We start from the raw sequence: 19457 nt of genomic DNA on the forward strand, positions 1-19457 counted from the left end.
GAGGGAGATTGTTCGCTTTTGAGACACGTTACTCTCTCCTCATCCCTCCTTCGTTACTTCACTTCCAGAAAAGCGGGAACACCTGCGACAGTGACTCGCATCACCGCTGGGCCCCACCAAGCGCTACGCCCAAGTCGATCATACCAACTCCAGCGATGATGCGAGCGGACGGCACGCGGTGAGCGCTGTGGAGGGGAAATGTTCTTTGGAATGTCAGGCAGTGGAACAATCTCGACATGTTGTCTGCGCCAGTGGGTCATCCATGTTCTGCGAAGCATCCGCCCCGCGACATCCACCCATTGCGTTGCTGCTAGGATTCCAGACGTGGGTTCTACGCATGAAGGTGCAGGCAAAAGACGACGAACAGCACTGACGCGACGAGCACGATTCCCTTTGGCTTTTCGTGCTAGACATTGCTCACGCAGAGGGCAGCACAAGCAATCTTCTTGGAGGGCTACATAGACAGCTCGTTGAGAGAAGGCGTTCTCCTGGCGCACTTCGCTCAACCAGAGAGATTTTCCTGCAGGACATTGCAGCATCCCGTTCTCTTGTAAGGTGAAGGCATCTGCTCCGAAACCACCACGCGCCCATCCCCCACCTTTCGCCTGCTGCCAAGGGCCATATTCTTCAGAGAGACGTTCCGACACCACTATGTGTGCTGGAGATTCCTTCGAGGAGGTCCACTCAATTTCGCGCATTTGTTGTCCCTGCATGCCATGTCCGAGCACGAGCCGAAGGTTCCATATCCATTGGCACGCGATTTGCCAGAGGGCTACGCCCACACTCTGAGTAGCAACACCAGCGATCCGGGTCGTTTTCGACATCTTCATCTGCGAGCACCGCTTCAAACGCCCCACGTCCATGATACAGGTCCAGCACGTCCTCCAACAGAAATCTTTCGACATCAAGGGTCGTCATGAAGAGTTCATAGACCCACTCATTGATGCGCTTTCCCACCGAAATCGACTTTTCAGGTGCAGGAGCTTGATGTCGGGCAACAATCACGCGAACTTGAGGGAAGTCTTCCCCTGGTTGAAGCCAGCCTCCATCAAAGAGCTCAACGACCTCACCCGTGTTTATGCTCGTTATGTTTGCCGTTGGTGCATGAACCAGGACACCTTGAATCTGGGGATGCCCCAAGATCTGATATCCTCTCCCTCGTGTCACGAGGTGCACACCAGCCAGGATGATTTGCGCGATCACCGCCGCGTCGCCATATTGCCCATCGAGACGGACTAAGGCCACCTCTGATGTGAGCGCAAAAGTTTTCACGTAGGAGGTGATCGCCTGAAGTGCTGAAGCAAGTTCGTCACGATAGTCACCATTCCCTTTCCCTGAATATGTCCCGATCCATTGACGAGTATGCATTTGAAGAGCGGTGGTACGTGTACGTACCACCTCACCTCGCTTGCGCCCTTTGTAACCAGGCGCACAGACCGCATCAAGACGGCGTCGCGTAGCGGGAAGTTCAGGACCACAAGGTAACGCTCGTTGCCGTGCGGCCTGACGCGTGGCATCTACATCAAAAACAATGCAGCGGTGACCCTGGCGATCCCACAATCCGCCGATACTCTCCAAGGTCCAGCCATCAGTGAAAGCATGGTGCTGGAAGAGTGCGCGGAAGGCCTCCAAGCAAGGACGATCTACATCGGCTAAGAAGCGACTCAAGCTAGAACGATGAGGAAGACATCTGCGCCCAAACAATGCCATGAACTCCGTCTCGAAAGGCTCTATGCGCTCAAAGAAGTCTGCTAACGTCCGCTCGCCGCTGATTGCATAACCTATCAGCAAGGCAAGAAAATCGATGGGTTCATAGCTGCCAAAACGTCCGCGCACCAAACGCACCTCATGAGCAAACACATCAAGCAGACCACTCGTTGCGAGGTGCTGAACAATGATGACCACTTCAGCGAACCAGACTGGTACCGAGGGGCGATCTACAGGAGATGTGTGGACTTGAATGCAAGCGTTGGGTATCATAGGTAGAGAGACCTCCTTCTGAGAGAAGATTTTGTTCCTTCTCATTAGAGATCTCTTTTTCTTTCTGCTGCTAGCTTGCTGTGATCTCGTTGCGCATCCCGTGGGCAGAACCACTCGTTGCCCTAAAATCTGTCCACTCTTCGCGCTTACTACCACCAACGCTTGAACGATGCTATGATTTTCTGCTGTCCCCTCGTAATTACTTCCCGTTCAGGCGAGTAAGTACAGGAATGAAATTCTCTATCTGTCTCTCTCGAAGGTAGAAGTAAGAGAAGCCGTACTTCTCGCGCTGCTCCTCTAGATACTCTACCGCCTGCTCTATGGTCATTGGGCGAGCTTCTTCCGGTACCCCTTCCTGGATGAGAGGTCCAGCTGCGACAGGGCTATCGGTCAATTCGATGCCGCCGATGATCTGACTGAATGTCAGGTGCTCAAAGCGCTCTCCTGCTGCCTCCTGTTTCCAGCCAATCTTCTCCTCTAGCGCTTCGGGTTCCTGCGCGATTGGCGTGATAATATCGGCTTCACGTGCTGCGAGCGTGAGCATACGGCGGCCTCCACTGCCGATGTAAATAGGCGGATGGGGTTGCTGCACCGGCCTGGGACGGCTGTGTAAGTCTTTAACGGTATAGTATTTGCCAGAGAAATTAACGACATCGCTGGTAAAGAATTGTTTGATGATGGAGAAGCCCTCTTCAAAGCGAGAGGCGCGTATACCAGCGTTATCAAAGGGGATGCCGAGTTGCTGGAAGTCCAGCGGCCAGCCGCCTGCACCCAGCCCAAGCTCTACTCGACCCTCAGAGAGTTGATCCAATGTTGCTATCTCTCTGGCAAGTAACGCCGGATGGCGATAATCATTCACAAGAACGAAGCTTCCAACACGCAGCGTCGTGGTGGCTGTAGCTGCTACTGCGAGTGTGGTGAGCGTTGCCGTTGGCGTACCCAGAACATCTGGCACGTGAAGGGATGCATAACCCAGTTCCTCTGCTCTCTGTGCCAGAGCGATCCATGCCGAACGAGAGGGATTGCCATAGGTGACAAGACCGAAGCGAAAAGGGTTTTTTGCCATAATAATCCTTCTTTACAGAGGACGTGGCGAGAAAGCCCCGGTCATTCATGCCTGTCACTTACACAGAAGTCATGAAGGATGGAGAAGAGCGGCGAGATGAACGCCCTCCAAGACGTCCATGACCCGCATCCATCCTTTCCATAACGTCTGCCATCCAGGGGGACCATCGCTCTTGCGGTCGAGGTAGCCTCCCAGGCGTGCAATGGCGTGCCACAAGTCTTGGGCGGTCGTGATGCTACGGTGGCGTCGATCCAAGAAGACGATGACCTGGATGGCTTTTTGCGAAACGACGTCGGTCGCTGGCGTGTTTCCCGCTTGCTGTGCCGTCTGCCGAATGACCAACAAACGCAAGGCAATGGGAGTCAGCACAGCGAGTAATTTCCACTGGGCCTCCATGCTTTGCAGGTTGTGATGTTCCATCCGACAACCCGTTTTGAGGGCTTTGTGAAAATCCTCCAGCAGCCAGCGCCAGCCATACCATTGCACCACCTCCCATGCCTCACTTGGGCACACGATCGGCAGCGTGGAAAACCGCGATCCATTCCAACGGCTCTTGTCCTTCGGGTGGCTGGGATTCCCAAACCCGTACCACCCAGGCAGCAATCTCCGTTTTACGTAAACTGGCTCCGTTCACAGGCGGCTGGACGTGCACCTTTTGAAAATTGATGTGTAAGCGTACTTCTCGCCTAGGCTGAGCATGCTGGGCAGGAATGTTCACCAGATGAGCATCCACGCCAGGAAGGGCACGAGCCAGAGTCCCCAGATGCACGCGCGTCAAGTTTGGCTTGCACATCCTCTTGAGAAACCTCCACGTTGCGATCCTGGGCTACTCGCAACACAAAATCGTATCCAAGATCCTCGCACGCCTGCCAAAATGTGTACACATCGCTGTTGCTATCGCTCACGTAGACCCATTGGTGGTGCTCTGACACCCGCCCAATCTGCTGCACACTCTCTTCCCAGACACGCGATTCCCGCACCCGCTTTTTGCGCTCCGACGCGCGTTTCCCCAATGGGGGCAAATTGGCGAATGAAAGGTGAGAGCATCATGCATCCCAAGATCGCCTGCGTTTGGGGGTCCATCGCGAGCACGGTGTGCAAACTGAAACCGATATCTTCTCGGCTGTTGCCCACCGGCCCCCGTCCTTTGAGTGCGTTATGGGTCGTGAAGTCAAACTCGGTCGTGTCAGCCAACAGGAGCGTACGAGAACATTGGGTCGCCGCGTGGTAGGTTTGGCTCCAGTGGGGGAGCAAGAGATCTTCATACCCGTAGGCGGGATTGCTCAAGAAACGATATCCCCCCTGCGTTTCTCCCCAGGTCTCTCGCGTCGTGAGGCAAGGAGGCTGATGGGTTCTCTGCCAGGGCGTTCGCGATCTTGATCAAACGATCAGTACGACGCGGATCTCCCAGTTCTGCTGCTCCGAAGGTCTGGGCAGCCCATGTGTTGGCATGCTGCAAAGGTTCTTGTTCCATGAGCCTTCCTCCTTCGCTTGTTCTTGCTTTTCTTTTCAGCACGCCAACACTTCTGTGTAAGTGACAGTCATTGATGCCGGGGATGAATCGCCCTCCCGCATACGTGTGAGGAACGGAAAAAGCATGCCCTCTAGAACTTGCGTTCTTCACGACGCTCTGGTACAATAGACGTGTGAGGATCGATCGCACCTATGAGATTGAAGGAGGAGCGAGCGTGCCAAAGACATGCTGGGGACAACGCAAGAAGAAGGAACGGCAGGAGAAACGGCCTGCCACCCCCACCTTCCTGCTCGAACTGCCCCTGGTCATCGATGCAGGGCAAGCCGCCCGTCTGCGTGCTCACCTGGAAGCCGCTCGCCAACTCTATAATGCCATCCTCTCCCAAGGCCAACAGCGCCTGCGCCGCATGCGCGCTGACCCCGCCTGGCAAGAGACCCGCGCTATTCCTCGTACCCACAAGGCCGAACGAGCCGCTGCATTCACCACCTTGCGCAAAACGTATGGCTTCACCGAGGCGGCGTTGCATGAAGCCGTCAAAGGCTTGCGCGTCGGCTGGATTGCCGAGCATATCGAGGCGGTCCTCGCCCAAACCCTGGCCACCCGTGCCTATCGCGCCCTCAACCGCGTCTGCCTGGGCCAAGCCAGGCGGGTGCGTTTCAAAAGCCGAGGACGCGGCTTCTCCAGCATTGAGAATAAACGCAACGATACCAGCCTGCGCTTTGTCCTGCAACCACCCGAGGAGGGAAACGCAGGGTATCTGCTCTGGAACGGAGACCAGTTGCCCGCTCTCATCGATTGGAAGGATGAAGTCGTGACCCATGGGCTCAGGCATCGCATCAAGTTTGCTCGCCTCATCCAGCGTCCTGCCAGTAGTCCCAGAGCGGCGGGCGCTGATGAAGAGGGCTACCGCTACGCCGTGCAGTTGGCCCTGGAAGGCAAGCCCCACCGAAAGAAAAAGCACACGGTTGGCATGGGTATCGTTGGCGGTGACCTTGGTCCCTCCACCCTGGCCCTCTTTCCTCAGGAAGGAGAGGCGAGCCTGGAGGTGTTCTGCGCGGAACTGGCTCCCCAGGCCCGTGCCATTCGTCGCTTGCAGCGGCAAATGGATCGGCAGAGGCGAGCAGCCAATCCTGAAAACTACGACGAGAAGGGACGCATCAAGAAGCAGGGCAACAAGAAGTTGCGGTGGAAACAGAGCAAGCGCTACCAGGTCACCCGACGACGCAAGGCGACCAAGGAGCGCAAGCTGGCCGCGCACCGCAAGAGCCTGCATGGGCGCAAGGTGCATCAGGTGGTGAAGCTGGGCACCACCATCATCATCGAAAAGATTTCCTACAAGGCATGGCAGAAGCAATTTGGCAAGAGTGTGGGACTGCGAGCACCAGGGATGTTTGTCGAACTCTTGAGACGCACCGTTGCAAGCACGGGCGGCACCCTGGTGGAAGTCCCCACGCGTACAACAGCGCTGAGCCAGTGGTGTCATGGCTGTGGCAGACGGGTCAAAAAGCCGCTTTCGCAGCGGTGGCACCAATGCGCGTGTGGCGTGGGTCCCGTCCAACGTGATCTGTATTCGGCCTTTCTGGCTGCCTACCTTAATCTAGCAGACCCCATTCCCTCGTGTGCCCGATACCAGGGGTATTGGGAAGGTGCGGAAGCGCGCCTCATGGCAGCACACGAGCGTCTCACACAACGCGCGAAAGAGGGGCAGACCTTGCCCCGAAGCTTGGGGGTGACTCGAGCCAGAGCGCGTCTGCCGAAAAGTTCAGGGGAACCACCACTAGAGCCAGCTCTTCTCCTTGGGGGTGAAGAACGGGAAGCGTGGGCCGAACCTCTGGAACCCCCGCTGCTTTAGCACGGGGAGCTCTCAGTAGAGTAAATCTATCCGAATGCTCGGCTCACTCGCCGAGACGTCGTTGATGCCTTCCTGGCCGCTTGATGGGTTGCAAAAACGATCGTTTTCCTTTCCCCTTTTCAGGCGCTCTCTTGTCCCTCTTGCAGACGCAGGGGACGCAGATTGTCCAAAGAACGTCCCGACTGCGGAGAGAAATGATAGTCTCCGATGAAGCGAATGTGCAGCCCAGTGGGACAATATGAGCGACGGTTGCCTCTGGGATCTCTTCGCCTCGCTTGCGCAGCGTCTTGTTGGCAGCACGCAAGCATGATAGATGTAGCTGTGCTGCCGAGAGACAGATGTCCATTCAAGCACCCCTGGGGATTAACCGTGCAGTCCAGAGCATGTTTGCTCCTGTGGTGATTTCTTGAGCTTGATTGGACTGAGGGGATGGACCGGCGTCGCGCGCTAGGTCTGTTGTTGCAGAAAGCTTTCCCAGGTGATGCGACCTACCGCACGATCAGGCACGAGTTTGTCATCAGAACGGCAAGCATCATAAAACTCCCCTGACAACACTTCTGCCGGTTCTGATCGGACAACGTTGTGTTTGTGAAAGATGCCCTGGTAGGTCTGCGTCATCTCTTCAAGCGTCAGGACCTCTGGTCCTCCGATATCTGGGACACGACCAGCGGCCCCTTGTTCGGCCAGCGTCACCAGAGTCTGCGCCACTTCGCTGATATCAATGGATTGAAAACGCGATCCCGCTGGAATGGTGATGGTCGAGGTCTTCTCGTCTTCCCCGGAAGTGATCAGGCCCAACACAAGGTAGTGAAATTGTGTCGCACGTACGATGCTCCAGGGCAAGCCCGATTGCTCAATCGTGTGTTCGACGGAAAGCTTGACCTGTGATACAGGGTTTTCCGCCCAGAGCGAAAACGGGCTGTGATCAATCCCAGCAATGGAGATATACACGAGATGAGGCGAACCATTGGCTTTCGCTGCCTCTATCAGATGGCGCGATCCTTCTAGATCGGTGGTAAATCCCGGCTCGAAGAGAGTGGCGCAGTGAATGATCGCGTCCACTCCCTTCGTTGCCTCATCGAGGCCGCTCCCCTCGCGGATATCTCCTTGATATACTTGCATGCCGGCAGGAACCGAGGGGTGTGGCTGCCGCGTATACGCACGCACCGAGTGCTCGCGCTCAAGCAACTGTCGGACCACTTCGCTGCCTAAATGTCCTGTTGCTCCTGTTACCAGTATTGTTGACATTATTCTTTCTCTTTCTCATGTATTGGGGTCTCGACATATTTTCCCCACCTCTTCCTTAGCGGGAAAATGGCGGGAAAAATATGTCGGGATCCCTTTCACGCGCGATTCGCGCAGGCCATGATCACTGCTGGCCCGCGACCTGCCTTACCGCGATGTTGACGCGGCTGGCGAGGTTGCTCAGGGCGATCATGTAGATGATGGCGCCCAGCCCCTTCTCGTCATAGTGCCGGCTGGCTTCCTCCCAGATCGCGTCGGGCACCGGGTCGGCGGGGTCGAGACGGGTGACGGCTTCGGCGAGCGCGAGGGCAGCACGTTCGGCATCGGTAAAGTAGGGCGCTTCCCGCCAGGCCGCCACGGCGAAGAGGCGCTCGTCTGTTTCGCCCGCCTTTTTCAAACTGCGTGCGCCGTAGTCCACGCAGAAGCTACAGCCATTGATCTGACTTGTGCGCAGGTGGACCAGATCGAGGACCGTCTGCGGCACGCCGCCCTGTTGTATTGCTTGGAGCAGCGCTTGGTAGCCCTGCGCTGCTCCAGGAAGGGTCTTTGTGGGGTTGATCATTCGTGCTTGCATCATTCATCTCCTTTAGGTGTTGTCACTTCATCTGGATGTAAAGGCGTCCAGATGAGGACCTCATTCGTTGTGTGACATTTCTGATTGATCTTGACGGGTCACCTAGTCTGCGCTTTGCGAGCGGGAGTGCGTCTCTCTGTCACATCGGCCAGGTTTCCTTTGTCATTCCTATGACAAAACAAAATGAGGAAATGTGACCGATGATAGATACACACAACTGGCTGGCTGCGCAATTCGAGGCAGAGCGTCCTCGCCTGCGAGCGATGGCCTACCGCATGCTCGGCTCACTCGCCGAGGCGGAGGATGCCGTCCAGGAGGGCTGGCTGCATCTCTTCCGTTCCGACACGAGCACCGTCTCGAACCTGGGCGGGTGGCTGACAACGGTGGTAGCGCGAGTCTGCCTCAACATGCTGCATGCGCGGAAGTCGCGGCGCGAGGAGTCCCTGGAAGCGTTGGTGCCTCAAGCCGTGGCGGGCGATGAAAGAGTGATCGACCCGGAGCAAGAGATGGAGCTTGCCGATGCAGTGGGTCTGGCGCTGCTGGTGGTCTTGGACACGCTTACTCCCGCCGAGCGCCTCACCTTCGTCCTGCACGACCTCTTCGCCGTGCCCTTCGATGAGATTGCGCCTCTCGTGGAGCGTTCCCCGACGGCGACCAGGCAGCTTGCCAGCCGCGCCCGCCGCCGCGTGCGAGGGTCGGCAATGAGGAAAGATGCCAATCTGGCTGCAAGCCGAGAAGTCGTTGCTGCCTTCCTGGCCGCCTCGCGCGAAGGTTCCTTCGACGCGCTACTGGCAGTGCTCGCCCCGGATATCGTGGTCCAAGCCGACCGCGCAGCCGTGTCCCGAGGCATGGTAAGGGAGGTCCGTGGTGCGCAAGCCCTAGCCGGGATAGCCAGGGGAGCCAGGCATCTCCTGGGACGCATCCCGTTCGCACAACCGGTGCTTGTGGAAGGAGCAGTGGGAATCGTTGCTGCCCCACGTGGGTGGCCCCTGCTTCTCCTGCGTCTCACTATCAGGGGTGGCAAGATCGTCGCCATCGATGCGGTCGCCGATCCTGTACATTTGCACCGGTTGCGCCTGGCGGTGCTTCCTGACTGACGAGCCACCGCCCGTCAAACGCCGCGTCCATGTTCGGCGATCAAGCCCATGCTCGTCTTCATCAACAGAGAGAGACCAAAAGGCCCACATTTCCTTTGATGGGTTGCAAAATCGGCCATTTTCGGCTGGGGCGCTCTAACACGCATGAGGTGAGAGACGCGTCTGGTCTCTCACCTCATGGCTCTCCTAGGCCAATCACAAAGGCGAAAGAAGCGAAGGTTGATGTTCAGTGGTGCAATGGAGCGTAAGAACAGCAATCGAAAATGTGCGCGACTATGCTTAAATATGCGCTTGTTGTACACCTTTGGAGGCGTTGACAGAGAGACGATAGCATGGTATGCTACACGTACCAGATAAGAAAAAGTGTTCTAAACCAGAATATCTGATGTTTCTCGCGAAAGAGGCGACGTCTCTCTCTCAGTGTGGTGTTGAAAGGGAAGGGGTCTTCATGCTCCTCTGCAAAAAAATCAAACTTGACCTCAGCGAGCAAGACATGGCCACCCTTGAGTTCATGCAAGGAAAATGCAGAGGCCTCTACAATTGGTGGGTGATGAAACTGCGAGATGGAGAGAAGTGGCGCTTCAACGCCTGCAAGAAAACGCTGGCCGAGAGCCGTGTCTATGATCCTGAACTCAATCAGGTCTATGGGAAATTGCTTGCGGAAGTGTACTATCGCCTGGATGGGGCCATGCGAGCCTTCTTTCGTCGCGTCGCCAATGGGGAAACCCCAGGCTTTCCCCGTGTGCGCCCTCGCCATGGCTTCTTTACCCTCTGTTATCCGGCGATGTATCTCACGCTTGAGGGAAACACCCTCATGTTGCCCACAGGAGGCAAGGGCAAGCACAAACGCTTTCCTGCCATCCGTGCTCACCTCACCGAACTGCCTCCCGAAGGCTTTCGAGAGGTGGCTATTAGTCGCGATGGCAGAGGTAACTACTACGCCTCTTTCAGCTACCGAGAGCCCGAGCAAGCCAAACGCGATGGCAACACCGTGGCTTTCGATCTGGGCATCAAGACGCTGGCAACTGGGGTCACGCAAGAGGGCCGAATCTATCACATCGGTGGGTTCAAAGGCTCGCGTTGGTACAACAAGCAGTTGGATCGGCTTCGCTCGAAACGCGGCAAGTGCAAGAAGAAGTCCCGTCGTTATCTTCATCTGAGCAAGGTGTACAAGCGCGTTTCGCAGAGGAAGCGCAACAAACAGCGCGATAGCCTGCACAAGGCATCTCATCGCACGACGATTGGTTGAGAGAACTGTCGTCGTGGGCGATCTTTCTCAGCGGCAGATGGTCATGAAAGAGCATCAGGAGCGCAACAGGACGCTCAATCGGGCAGTCTATAACGACTGGGGCCTGTATGCCTTTGTCCAGATGCTCACCTATAAATGCCAGTTGTATGGGAAAGGGCTTCAGTTCGTAGATGAGCGCAACACGTCTAAGCAGTGTAGTGGCTGTGGAAATCTGCACGCCATGCCCCTGTGGAAAAGAACGTATCAGTGCGCGGAATGTGGACTCGTCATGGACCGAGATGAGAATAGTGCTCACAACATCTTGACGAGGTTCCTTGCCCGGCGAGGGCCATACACTCAGGCTCGTCCTGAGTGCGATGTGCTGCAGGCGACCCAAAGCGGCGTAGAAGTCATGGGGACTTCCTGTGAGGGCCAAGTGCAGCAATTGAATCTATTCGAGTGTGGATAAGCACATTTGAGTAGATTTAGAAAGGCAGATAGCGCATATTCTATGAATACCCTGATGATTTAGTATTATCCTATTGTATCGACGCTGGCAAGTCTTAAAGCGAGTATGATCCCAGAGAATATTTCTCCTCTGGTCAGCATGCAACTTCGATCTTTATCAATTTGGTGCACCCCTGCTAAAGAATCGTGGTTTTGAGCACAAAGACCCCTTGCCAGATTGAGAAAAATACGCTACAATAGCCATGTCTTCGAAATGAGCGTGTAACTCAGTGGTAGAGTATCCGACTTTTAATCGGGTTGCCGTGGGTTCGATCCCCACCACGCTCATTCTTTTTTTTATTTTTCGCGGTTCGCACTCCCTAACACAACTTCATTCTGCATCTCAACGCACACACAAATGTACATACAACAAGGTACATCTCACCTATGTAGGCGTGAAATTTTTCCCTATTACAACAATTACTAACCATCTTCTTCGTGGATAAGTAACGATATTACCCGTTTAGCTGAGCTAATCAGTATCCACCTGGTATGGTTCTGACGTATGATATGTAATAGGAGAGCCTGAGTGCCTGCGGCGCTCAGGGGTAAGGGATATGCGTGAAAAACGGCTTCACCGTTTTTCACGCATATCCCTTACCCCAAAGGCCCGCGTAGCGAGCCGAGGCAAGAATTGGTAGTCTCTGGTGGACAGCCTTGCGGCCTTGTTGAGATAAGAGAAACATGGTACACTACAATACAAGCAGAATGCTATGGCACAACAATAAGACGCAAAAACCGTGCCTCACAGACACACGAAGTGGATTAGGGGTGCGTTCGCGCTAGCAGGAGGCGGTGTCTTGAGCGGGCCTGGCTCGTGTATGGCACTGAAGAGATGTGACGAAACGGATATTAGTTGTTGATGACAGAAATGAGCTGCTACACCTGATGCGCCGCGTCCTGGAGGACGAGCAGTACCAGGTCTCGATCCTGCAAGAAGGCCGAGACGCAGTCGCGCGCGTCAAAAGCCAGTTGCCCGATCTTCTCATCCTTGATCTCAAATTGGGCGATATCTCCGGACAGGATATTCTCAAGCAGCTCAAAAGTGACTCCGTCACTGGCGATATTCCCATTATTGTATATACAGCGGCCGTGCTGGAGGCCGATGAGGTCTCCCGGCTCATCGAGAGTGACACTCAACTCTACAACGGCGTCTACCTGTTGCGCAAACCCTTTGAGCTACAGGTCCTGCTCGACAAAGTAGAAGAGCTGCTCGAAAAAGCCGGTCAGGGGCACTAACCACTCATATCGATCAGGTCTGACACCTTGACCAGATCTAACACCTTTCTATAGAGGTGAGGCAGGCGAGCAACATGCACCTGAGTAGTGCGCTGCTGCTTGCGGGTTCGGTCACTGCCAGGTCCCCTTTACATGCTTCCAAGCCATGTTTCACTGTAGCCAGGATCGGCGTTACAAACTGTAGCAGCCTGGCTACGATACTATCTACATCCGCGAGACTCGATAGGTATTCTGGGTAGGATATGCGTCTCAATCCATTCATGCAGCGCATATACTATGTATACTATAGGCACGAGTAAGCATTCCGCTCATACTCGCAAACCTATATCGTCATCAAACAGGCTTTTATATAACTTAGAATTCTCTCTATTCAGGCGTTGGGAGACGCATCACTTGCTGGCATATGCCAATCGCAGGGAAGAAAGGAAAGAGGCGATGAAGTTTATCATAGGACTCTTGTTTGGACTCGGAATCGGTGTTGGTCTTGGCCTCCTCATCGCACCACAATCTGGCGAGGCGACACGCGCACAGCTCAACGAGCAGGGCGTCTTGCTCCGCTCGGGGAATTTTAGCGAAGAAATTCGCGCACGCGCCCAGGAAGCCCTCACCCAGGGTCGCCAGCTCTACAGCCGCACCAAAGATGACCTGACCGACCGCTACACCCAGGCCCGCTCCGGTAACCTATAGCATTTGCCAAACAACAAGTAGCCTCGAACGCCAGGAGCGGGCTTGCTCCTGGCGTTCGAGGCTACTTACAGAGAACGGCCCAGAAAGCCCCGCTTTTTCTAAGGCGGAGATGAATGGGCGTTCCTTTCGGGCTGGTTGGGTGGAGGGGAAGCATCACTCTTCTTTCGTACTGTGTTCTCCACAAGATGAAGAAAGATCATCGTCTTCTCTTGTTTCACGCTTGCGCGCGAAACTCCTTTCAGTCAGAGCGCCGGATCCGGTATCCTCCTCTTCGACCTAACGTAATCGCACGGAGTTGCTTCTCACGAAGCCATTTCCGAACGGTACGTCGTCGAGTTACCGGAAGAAGCCTGCCCAACTGGAATAGCGGTGTAGACATGTGAACGTGTGGAAAGACACGAGAGACGGGCAGCAGTCCTGTCTCTTTCTCAAGAGATCCTCTGCATCGGAAGGCAGAGCACGTCATGAAGCGAGCAAAGACACCGACCTTTCTTCTCGAACTCCCTCTCCAAGTCGATTGGAGCCAGGAACGCCATGTACGTGCGCACCTGGAAGGTGCTCGGTGCCTCTACAACGCTCTGCTTGCTGAAGCCATGAAGCGGCTCCGGTGCATGCGCAATGATCCTGCTTGGAACAAGGCGCGGGCTCTCCCACACTCACACAAACAGAAACGCGCTCAGGCTTTTTCTGCCTTACGCACAAAATACCACTTCTCGGAATACGAGATGCACGAGTATGCCAAGTCTGCCCGTGTCTCCTGGATCGTCGACCACATCGAGAGCACGATGGCTCAAACCCTTGCGACTCGCGCCTATCAGGCGGTCAATCGGGTCTGTGTTGGGAAAGCCAAACGAGTACGCTTCCGCAGCAAGGGACGTGGCATTGATAGCGTGGAGGGCAAGCGCAACGACGCCGGCATGCGCTTCGTGCTGGACCCCAATGCGGGAGACGGTGGCTTCTTGATCTGGAACCAAGAGGTCATTCCGACGATCATCGACTGGCACGATCCCGTGATCCAGCATGGTATGCGCCACAAGATCAAATATGTCCGCCTGGTCCGCCGCAAGGCATCCTCGCCATCCGCTCAAGGGGCCGATCACGATGGCAACCGCTATGCGCGTCCAGCTCATCTTAGAGGGTCACGCACTCATCAAAAAAAAGCACGTGCAGACCGGAACCGACACGATTGGTCTGGATATCGGCCCCTCCAGCCTTGCCATTGTGCCGCGCGAGGGCAAAGCCGATCTGGTCACGTTCTGCGAGGAAGTAACCCCGAACGCCCGAAGAAAGCGGCGCATCCAACGGAAAATGGACCGGCAACGCCGCGCCAACAATCCAGAAAACTACGATGAGCAAGGCCGGGTGAAGTCGGGCAAACGCCTGCGTTGGAAGGAGAGCAAGCGGTACCAGGCGACCAGGCGACAACATGCCAATGCTGAGCGCAGACTCGCCGCACACCGCAAGAGTCTGCATGGCAATCTGGCTCATCGCATCGCTTCGGTGGGGAACACGATCACCATAGAGAAAACCTCGTTCAAAGGATGGCAGAAGCAGTATGGTCGGAGCATCGGACTTCGCGCACCAGGGATCTTTCTAGGGCATTTGACTCGCATAGTTGCAAAAACTGGCGGCACCCTGCACGAAGCCTCAGCCTACCAGACCAGACTCTCTCAGTACTGCCAGAAGTCGGGGCAGTATCACAAGAAGCCAAGATCAGAGCGCTGGCACCAATGTCCTTGCGGATTCGGGCCGGTGCAGCGTGATCTCTACTCGGCATTCTTGCTTTCCTACCTGGAACCGCAGCAAACGATCCCCTCTCTCACCCAGCCTGTCTGGGAAGGTGCGGAGCCGCGCCTGCAAGCCGTGATGGAGGAGCTTCAACAACGTGCGAATGAGGGGCAGCCCTTGCCCCGAAGCATGGGCTTAGTGGCTCGACGCAAAAGCGGAGCTGCCCGTGCCGGAGCGCGTCGGCTGAAAAGTCCTGCCTATCTCCACCAAGAGCCGGTTTCTCCTTCGGGAGAGGCCGGAAACGGTGGGTGAGGAACAGGAACCTCCGTGCATGTATGCCGGAGAGGCCTCAGTTACGCGGCTTCTTACTGGCGTTCGTAGAGTTTGAGCAACTGGTCAACTTTGTTGCCAATTTCGTGCCAGATATGGTGCTGATAATCCAGCATACGCGACTGATTAAGGTCAAAGTCGCGATTGCCTGGATCTTTCTGCGCATTGGCCGAAAACTGTTGTGAGAGCGCCAGCGTTTTATCGCCGCGTCCATGCAAATAGACCGCCAGCTCTTGCAGGTCTTTCAAAAGCGCCTGGTATTTCTCTTCTGTATTCGCCATAACTCTTATTTTCCTTGTACTACTTATCCGAAAACCTGAGCGCGGAGCGCTAGTCGCGTGAGCGACGTTGGTTTTCGGAATTAAGAGCCTATTGGTGGTGGATTAATCTTCAATGCATCCGCGAAACGATTAAAAAAGTTGAAGAGGCCGACAACGGTCGTAATCTCAACAATCTCCCCATCGTCAAAGTACTCTTGCAGCTCGTCCCATAACGCTTCGCTTACATCGCGCGCGCTCGTCGTCACAACCTCCGCATAGTGTAGCGCAACCAGTTCGCGCTCCGTAAAGAGGTGGCGATGGCGATCAATATGGTAGAGCGCATCAAGCAACTCTTCCTTCACACCCAGCTGCCTTGCCAAGGCAGTATGAGCAGCCATTCAATATGAACAATGATTGACCTGGGAGACGCGAATCGCCACCAGCTCTTTTAGCTGTGGCTCTACGGTGCCACTGCGCATCGCGGCCTCGACCAGTTGCAGCGCTGGCTGCATAAGCTCTGGACGATGTGCCATAACGCGAAAGAGTGACTCCATCGTCGCGCCACCAGGAGTATTCTCCATGGAGATGGCTATTTTATTATCAGGAGGAATACGTGACATCCTCAACAAGTCCTCTTCTTTTCTTGGCTTTTCTTAGCATACATGACTAACGTTGTGCATTCTATCACATCTAACAAATATAGTATGTGTGGGGCGAAGTTTCGGGCGAACGCCCGAAACTTCGCCCCACATATACTATATTTGACATATTCTCCTATGGTTGCTTAGAATGGAACATATCCTCTTAGAATATACCTGGCAAGGTGTGATGGAGAGTGTAGCGCAAGCTAAGCAGCAAGAGACTGGCTTCGCCGCGTCCATATGAGGCGAGGCCAAAGGAGATTCTGGCGAGTGAACGTACAATTGAATCCTACAGAGGCCGAGATCGTTGCCTCTACACATATTGGTATTATCGGTGGTGGTCAACTCGGGCTGATGATCAGTGAGGCCGGACGAGCCATGGGCTATCAAGCCTTGACGGTGCTTGATCCTACACCCAACGCACCGGCAGCGGTAGTAGCCGAGCAGATCGAGGGAGGATTGAAAGATCCCCAGGCGCTACGCAAGCTGGCCGAGCGCAGCGATATCCTCACCTACGAAATCGAGCATATCAACACTGAGGCCCTTGAGCAGCTCCAGAACGAGGGGCATACCATTCATCCCTCACCCCAGATTCTGGCCGTAATTCAGAATAAATTCCGCCAGAAGGAATTCCTGGCCGCGCACGGTATCCCCGTTGCCCCTTTCCGCTCCGTAGCCTCGCGAAGCGATATTGAGGAGCTGGCCCAGACATGGGGCTATCCCCTGGTGCTCAAGGCGAAGAAAGATGCCTATGATGGACGCGGCAATGCACGCATCAATAGCGCAGAGGATATTGATAGCGCCCTGGCCCGCCTGGCAGGACGCGAACTCTACGTTGAGCAACGCATTGATCTGGAAAAAGAACTGGGCCTGATGATCTCACGCAATGCACGCGGAGAGATCGCCGCGCACCCGGTCGTTGAGATGATCCATGAACGCGATATCTGCCAGGCTGTCCTGGCGCCCGCTCCCATTGATGCCAACCTACTCAAGGAGGCCGAGTCCATCGCGCACCAGGCCATCGACCAGCTGCACGGCATTGGTATCTTCGGCGTCGAGCTGTTCCTGGACAAGACCGGCAAGCTCTGGCTGAACGAGATCGCGCCCCGCCCACACAACTCAGGGCACTATACCATCGAGGCCTGCCTCACCTCCCAGTTTGAGCAGCACCTGCGCGCCATCACCAACCTCTCGCTCGGCGCGACCACCATGCGCTATCCCGTGGCAGTCATGATCAACATCCTTGGCGAGCGCAATGGACCCGCAGAAGTTCACTGGAGTCAGGAGTTTGATCCCCAACGCGTCTTCGTCCATCTCTACGGCAAGCGCGAGACTCGTATTGACCGCAAAATGGGACATATCACAGTCGTTGGTGATAATCTCGACGAGGTCTACCAGCTAGCCCTCAAAGTCAACGCCGCCCTCACCATCTAAAACATAATCCGAGAAAAGCGAGAAACCACATATGCAACAGAAGCAAACTGACGAGAACGTGCGCGCAGCACTGAATCTGGGTCACGAGCATGGCGTACTTGTCTCGGCCGAGGGCGTGGGAGAAGCCGCCCAGGGCGAGCCAAAAGTCCTCGTCACCATGGGTAGCGACTCCGACCTGCCCTTGATGATGAAGGCCGTTGATATCCTGCGCTACGAATTTGGCATCCCCTGCCTGGTACAGATCAACTCGGTCCACCGTGACCTGCGCGCCGCGGTGCAGCATATTGAGAATCTCCCAGCCTCAATCCAGGTCGTCATCGCCTGCGCGGGCGGCGCGGCCCACCTGCCCGGCAATATCGCCGACCTGCGTGCCGACCTGCCAGTCATCGGCGTCCCACGCGACCTGGGAGCACTCAAAGGCATAGACGCCCTGCTCTCCATGGTCCAGATGCCAGAGGGCGCCCCCGTCGCTGTCATGGCCATCGGTGATGCCGGTGCGGTCAACGCCGGCATCCACGCCGCCAAAGAAGTAGCCATCGGCGACCCCGCTATTCGCGAACGCCTCCAGGTCTACGCCGAGAAACGCAAAGGCAAAGTCCGCCGCCAAAACGAAACCCTCGAAGAGAAAATAAAAGGGTAAATTGATGTAAAAATGAAGGGCGGCGCTGACGCACCGCCCTTCATTTTTACATCAATTTACCCACTTTTTGAAAAGTCGCAAAAAAGAGTTGACAAATCGCGAAGAGGATGGTATTATGCACCATGTCAATCGGAACCGCTTGTATGCGCAGGCGAACCGGTGGTTATTGCGAAGAGGGTACACCCGTTCCCATCCCGAACACGGTAGTTAAGCTCTTCAGCTCCAACGATACTTTGGGGGCAGCCCCACGGGAAAATAGGACACCGCCGTTTCACCTGCTCACATGGGCGGTCTTTTTTATTATCAATCTGGACACCGCCGTTTCGCCCGCTCACATAAGCGGTTTCTTTATATTTGGTAGAGAGATGCTCCTGGCAACCTGCGGTTGCCAGGAGCATCTCTCTACCAAATATATTTTGCCTAAAAAACAGAAAGGGAGGGGCAACATGACGCTGCCCCTCCCTTTCTGTTTTTTGAATGGATTTCTAGAATGAGCCAGTGTTAACATACTTCTCGGCGAGATCGCCAATCACAGGTAGCTTGAAGGTTTTACCCTGGAAGGCATTAATCAAAGTGATCAGCCAGCCCACGAAGAACGCAATCCAGAGGATACTACTCGCGCATCCCAGCGCCAACGCAACCCCAGATGGTAGAGTGCCCGTGGCGATACTAAGGATGATGTTGATAACGAAAACAGCGCCAGAGAACAGGATCGACTGCATCGCATAGAAACGGACAAAGCGGTTCTGCTTCTCAATAAGGAAGAAAACCAGGCCACTAATCCAACCGAAGATAACGGCCAGGCCCGCCGCCACGTTCGGCTGCATGTTGATCGACATGGGCTCGCCAACGCCGGGCTGACCATAGCCAGCCTGGCCATATCCAGGCTGCGGCTGACCATAAGGCTGCTGGTAGCCCTGCTGGCCTGGTTGCTGATAGCCCTGACCCGGCTGCTCATACTGCTGGGGGTTGGGCTGCCCCTGCTGCCCACTGTATGGATCGCCTCCCTGCTGAGGAGGATACCCGCTGCCATATTGAGGGTTTTGTTGCTGATTTGGATCGTAGTAACTCATGTACGACACATCCTCTCTTTGAGTATCTTTATAAATCCATTCAGGGGTAGCATCACTTTCTGGTAGCACATCCCTGACTGTTCTAACTATACCATCTACAGCCATAAATGACTATTCTTTTTGAAGCAAACTGTTTGCCCGCTACAGAATTAAACGTCTCCCCGCCAAATTTATCAAATCTTCCCCTTGCTTTCTCAACAGGTAATGCTGGCTCATGGGCAGGAGTCCATGCAAGCATGGACTCTACGTTTCTCTCTGCCAGGTAAACGCTCCCATGTCTACTTATTTGCTGGTGTTTTTCGTATCTACCAATGACTTCTCGCCACTACATACCCTGATCCGATGAGACGCCATCGACGTTTTGCAGGAGTGACTTCTGCTAGCAAAGCATTGCCGGGTTAT

Annotated in this window: 19 protein-coding genes, 1 tRNA gene, 1 rRNA gene and 2 pseudogenes; 10 read left to right on the forward strand and 13 right to left on the reverse strand. The window is 55.2% G+C overall.

The features are described from left to right. Positions 1–53 precede the first annotated feature (53 nt). From KRAC_RS16290 to KRAC_RS16320, 7 genes are all read right to left on the reverse strand, one after another. Positions 54–698 carry a transposase gene (locus tag KRAC_RS16290; protein ID WP_040442587.1) on the reverse strand — a complete coding sequence of 215 codons (645 nt, stop codon included), beginning with the start codon at positions 696–698 and terminating at the stop codon, positions 54–56. Beyond that, entirely contained in the window at positions 685–1980 is a 1296-nt protein-coding gene (locus tag KRAC_RS16295) for a hypothetical protein (RefSeq protein WP_007908791.1), read from the reverse strand. Before KRAC_RS16295 ends, KRAC_RS16290 begins: the two co-directional genes overlap by 14 nt. Positions 1981–2179: 199 nt before the next feature. After that, positions 2180–3046, reverse strand: coding sequence for a TIGR03621 family F420-dependent LLM class oxidoreductase (locus KRAC_RS16300; protein WP_007908792.1), 867 nt, complete (start codon positions 3044–3046; stop codon positions 2180–2182). 69 nt (positions 3047–3115) lie between these two features. Continuing rightward, the gene (locus KRAC_RS16305; protein WP_040442588.1) at positions 3116–3535 is read right to left on the reverse strand and encodes an IS4 family transposase; all 420 of its coding nucleotides are present in this window, start codon (positions 3533–3535) and stop codon (positions 3116–3118) included. Between the two features lie 10 nt (positions 3536–3545). After that, complete coding sequence (locus tag KRAC_RS16310) at positions 3546–3839, reverse strand: hypothetical protein (protein ID WP_040442589.1); 294 nt, start codon at positions 3837–3839, stop codon at positions 3546–3548. A 101-nt stretch (positions 3840–3940) separates the two neighbouring features. Then, positions 3941–4333: a hypothetical protein gene (locus KRAC_RS16315; protein WP_040442590.1), complete on the reverse strand. Its 393-nt coding sequence runs from the start codon at positions 4331–4333 to the stop codon at positions 3941–3943. Then, a complete protein-coding gene (locus tag KRAC_RS16320) occupies positions 4308–4520 on the reverse strand; it encodes an IS4/Tn5 family transposase DNA-binding protein (protein ID WP_040442591.1) in 213 nt (70 codons plus the stop codon). Before KRAC_RS16320 ends, KRAC_RS16315 begins: the two co-directional genes overlap by 26 nt. 214 nt (positions 4521–4734) lie before the next feature. On the opposite strand from KRAC_RS16320, the gene KRAC_RS16325 reads away from it, so the two are divergent. Next, a complete protein-coding gene (locus KRAC_RS16325) occupies positions 4735–6372 on the forward strand; it encodes a hypothetical protein (protein ID WP_007908794.1) in 1638 nt (545 codons plus the stop codon). A 447-nt stretch (positions 6373–6819) separates the two neighbouring features. Here KRAC_RS16325 and KRAC_RS16330 read toward each other — a convergent pair whose 3' ends face one another. After that, positions 6820–7620, reverse strand: a complete 801-nt coding sequence (locus KRAC_RS16330) for an SDR family oxidoreductase (protein WP_007908796.1) — start codon at positions 7618–7620, stop codon at positions 6820–6822. Between the two features lie 121 nt (positions 7621–7741). After that, entirely contained in the window at positions 7742–8191 is a 450-nt protein-coding gene (locus KRAC_RS16335; protein ID WP_007908798.1) for a carboxymuconolactone decarboxylase family protein, read from the reverse strand. Positions 8192–8391: 200 nt separating this feature from the next. On the opposite strand from KRAC_RS16335, the gene KRAC_RS16340 reads away from it, so the two are divergent. The 6 genes and pseudogenes from KRAC_RS16340 to KRAC_RS65975 all read left to right on the forward strand — a co-directional run bounded on the left by KRAC_RS16340 (position 8392) and on the right by KRAC_RS65975 (position 14989). Then, entirely contained in the window at positions 8392–9288 is an 897-nt protein-coding gene (locus KRAC_RS16340) for a sigma-70 family RNA polymerase sigma factor (protein WP_007908800.1), read from the forward strand. A 448-nt stretch (positions 9289–9736) separates the two neighbouring features. After that, positions 9737–10985, forward strand: a pseudogene (locus KRAC_RS65970) (RNA-guided endonuclease InsQ/TnpB family protein). 254 nt (positions 10986–11239) lie between these two features. Beyond that, positions 11240–11311, forward strand: a tRNA-Lys gene (locus KRAC_RS16355). 549 nt (positions 11312–11860) lie between these two features. Then, a complete protein-coding gene (locus KRAC_RS16360) occupies positions 11861–12262 on the forward strand; it encodes a response regulator (RefSeq protein WP_040442594.1) in 402 nt (133 codons plus the stop codon). Positions 12263–12697: 435 nt separating this feature from the next. After that, positions 12698–12949, forward strand: coding sequence for a YtxH domain-containing protein (locus tag KRAC_RS71250; RefSeq protein ID WP_007908802.1), 252 nt, complete (start codon positions 12698–12700; stop codon positions 12947–12949). A gap of 464 nt (positions 12950–13413) precedes the next feature. Further along, positions 13414–14989 (forward strand): annotated as a pseudogene (locus KRAC_RS65975) (nuclease/transposase family protein). Positions 14990–15042: 53 nt separating this feature from the next. Here the strand turns inward: KRAC_RS65975 and KRAC_RS16380 are convergent. From KRAC_RS16380 to KRAC_RS61705, 3 genes are all read right to left on the reverse strand, one after another. After that, positions 15043–15288, reverse strand: a complete 246-nt coding sequence (locus KRAC_RS16380; protein WP_007908803.1) for a hypothetical protein — start codon at positions 15286–15288, stop codon at positions 15043–15045. An 80-nt stretch (positions 15289–15368) separates the two neighbouring features. Further along, positions 15369–15629, reverse strand: a complete 261-nt coding sequence (locus KRAC_RS16385) for a carboxymuconolactone decarboxylase family protein (protein ID WP_157506487.1) — start codon at positions 15627–15629, stop codon at positions 15369–15371. Positions 15630–15665: 36 nt separating this feature from the next. Then, a complete protein-coding gene (locus KRAC_RS61705; protein ID WP_052568254.1) occupies positions 15666–15887 on the reverse strand; it encodes a carboxymuconolactone decarboxylase family protein in 222 nt (73 codons plus the stop codon). Positions 15888–16178: 291 nt separating this feature from the next. Here KRAC_RS61705 and purK point away from each other — a divergent pair, with 291 nt between their 5' ends. From purK to rrf, 3 genes are all read left to right on the forward strand, one after another. After that, positions 16179–17342, forward strand: coding sequence for a 5-(carboxyamino)imidazole ribonucleotide synthase (gene purK, locus KRAC_RS16390; RefSeq protein WP_007908805.1), 1164 nt, complete (start codon positions 16179–16181; stop codon positions 17340–17342). Positions 17343–17373: 31 nt separating this feature from the next. Then, a complete protein-coding gene (locus KRAC_RS16395) occupies positions 17374–17982 on the forward strand; it encodes a 5-(carboxyamino)imidazole ribonucleotide mutase (protein ID WP_007908807.1) in 609 nt (202 codons plus the stop codon). 155 nt (positions 17983–18137) lie between these two features. After that, a 5S ribosomal RNA gene (gene rrf, locus KRAC_RS16400) occupies positions 18138–18254 on the forward strand. A 213-nt stretch (positions 18255–18467) separates the two neighbouring features. Here the strand turns inward: rrf and KRAC_RS16405 are convergent. Continuing rightward, complete coding sequence (locus KRAC_RS16405; protein WP_007908818.1) at positions 18468–19055, reverse strand: DUF4870 domain-containing protein; 588 nt, start codon at positions 19053–19055, stop codon at positions 18468–18470. Between the last annotated feature and the right edge of the window lie 402 nt (positions 19056–19457).

Source organism: Ktedonobacter racemifer DSM 44963 (assembly GCF_000178855.1).
Taxonomy (GTDB): domain Bacteria; phylum Chloroflexota; class Ktedonobacteria; order Ktedonobacterales; family Ktedonobacteraceae; genus Ktedonobacter; species Ktedonobacter racemifer.

Coding starts and splice junctions, on each gene's coding strand:
- KRAC_RS16290 (WP_040442587.1), bottom strand. CDS start 698: ATGCGCGAAATTGAGTGGACCTCCTCGAAGGAATCTCCAGCACACATA.
- KRAC_RS16295 (WP_007908791.1), bottom strand. CDS start 1,980: ATGATACCCAACGCTTGCATTCAAGTCCACACATCTCCTGTAGATCGC.
- KRAC_RS16300 (WP_007908792.1), bottom strand. CDS start 3,046: ATGGCAAAAAACCCTTTTCGCTTCGGTCTTGTCACCTATGGCAATCCC.
- KRAC_RS16310 (WP_040442589.1), bottom strand. CDS start 3,839: ATGTGCAAGCCAAACTTGACGCGCGTGCATCTGGGGACTCTGGCTCGT.
- KRAC_RS16320 (WP_040442591.1), bottom strand. CDS start 4,520: ATGGAACAAGAACCTTTGCAGCATGCCAACACATGGGCTGCCCAGACC.
- KRAC_RS16330 (WP_007908796.1), bottom strand. CDS start 7,620: ATGTCAACAATACTGGTAACAGGAGCAACAGGACATTTAGGCAGCGAA.
- KRAC_RS16335 (WP_007908798.1), bottom strand. CDS start 8,191: ATGCAAGCACGAATGATCAACCCCACAAAGACCCTTCCTGGAGCAGCG.
- KRAC_RS16340 (WP_007908800.1), top strand. CDS start 8,392: ATGATAGATACACACAACTGGCTGGCTGCGCAATTCGAGGCAGAGCGT.
- KRAC_RS71250 (WP_007908802.1), top strand. CDS start 12,698: ATGAAGTTTATCATAGGACTCTTGTTTGGACTCGGAATCGGTGTTGGT.
- KRAC_RS16380 (WP_007908803.1), bottom strand. CDS start 15,288: ATGGCGAATACAGAAGAGAAATACCAGGCGCTTTTGAAAGACCTGCAA.
- KRAC_RS61705 (WP_052568254.1), bottom strand. CDS start 15,887: ATGTCACGTATTCCTCCTGATAATAAAATAGCCATCTCCATGGAGAAT.
- KRAC_RS16395 (WP_007908807.1), top strand. CDS start 17,374: ATGCAACAGAAGCAAACTGACGAGAACGTGCGCGCAGCACTGAATCTG.
- KRAC_RS16405 (WP_007908818.1), bottom strand. CDS start 19,055: ATGAGTTACTACGATCCAAATCAGCAACAAAACCCTCAATATGGCAGC.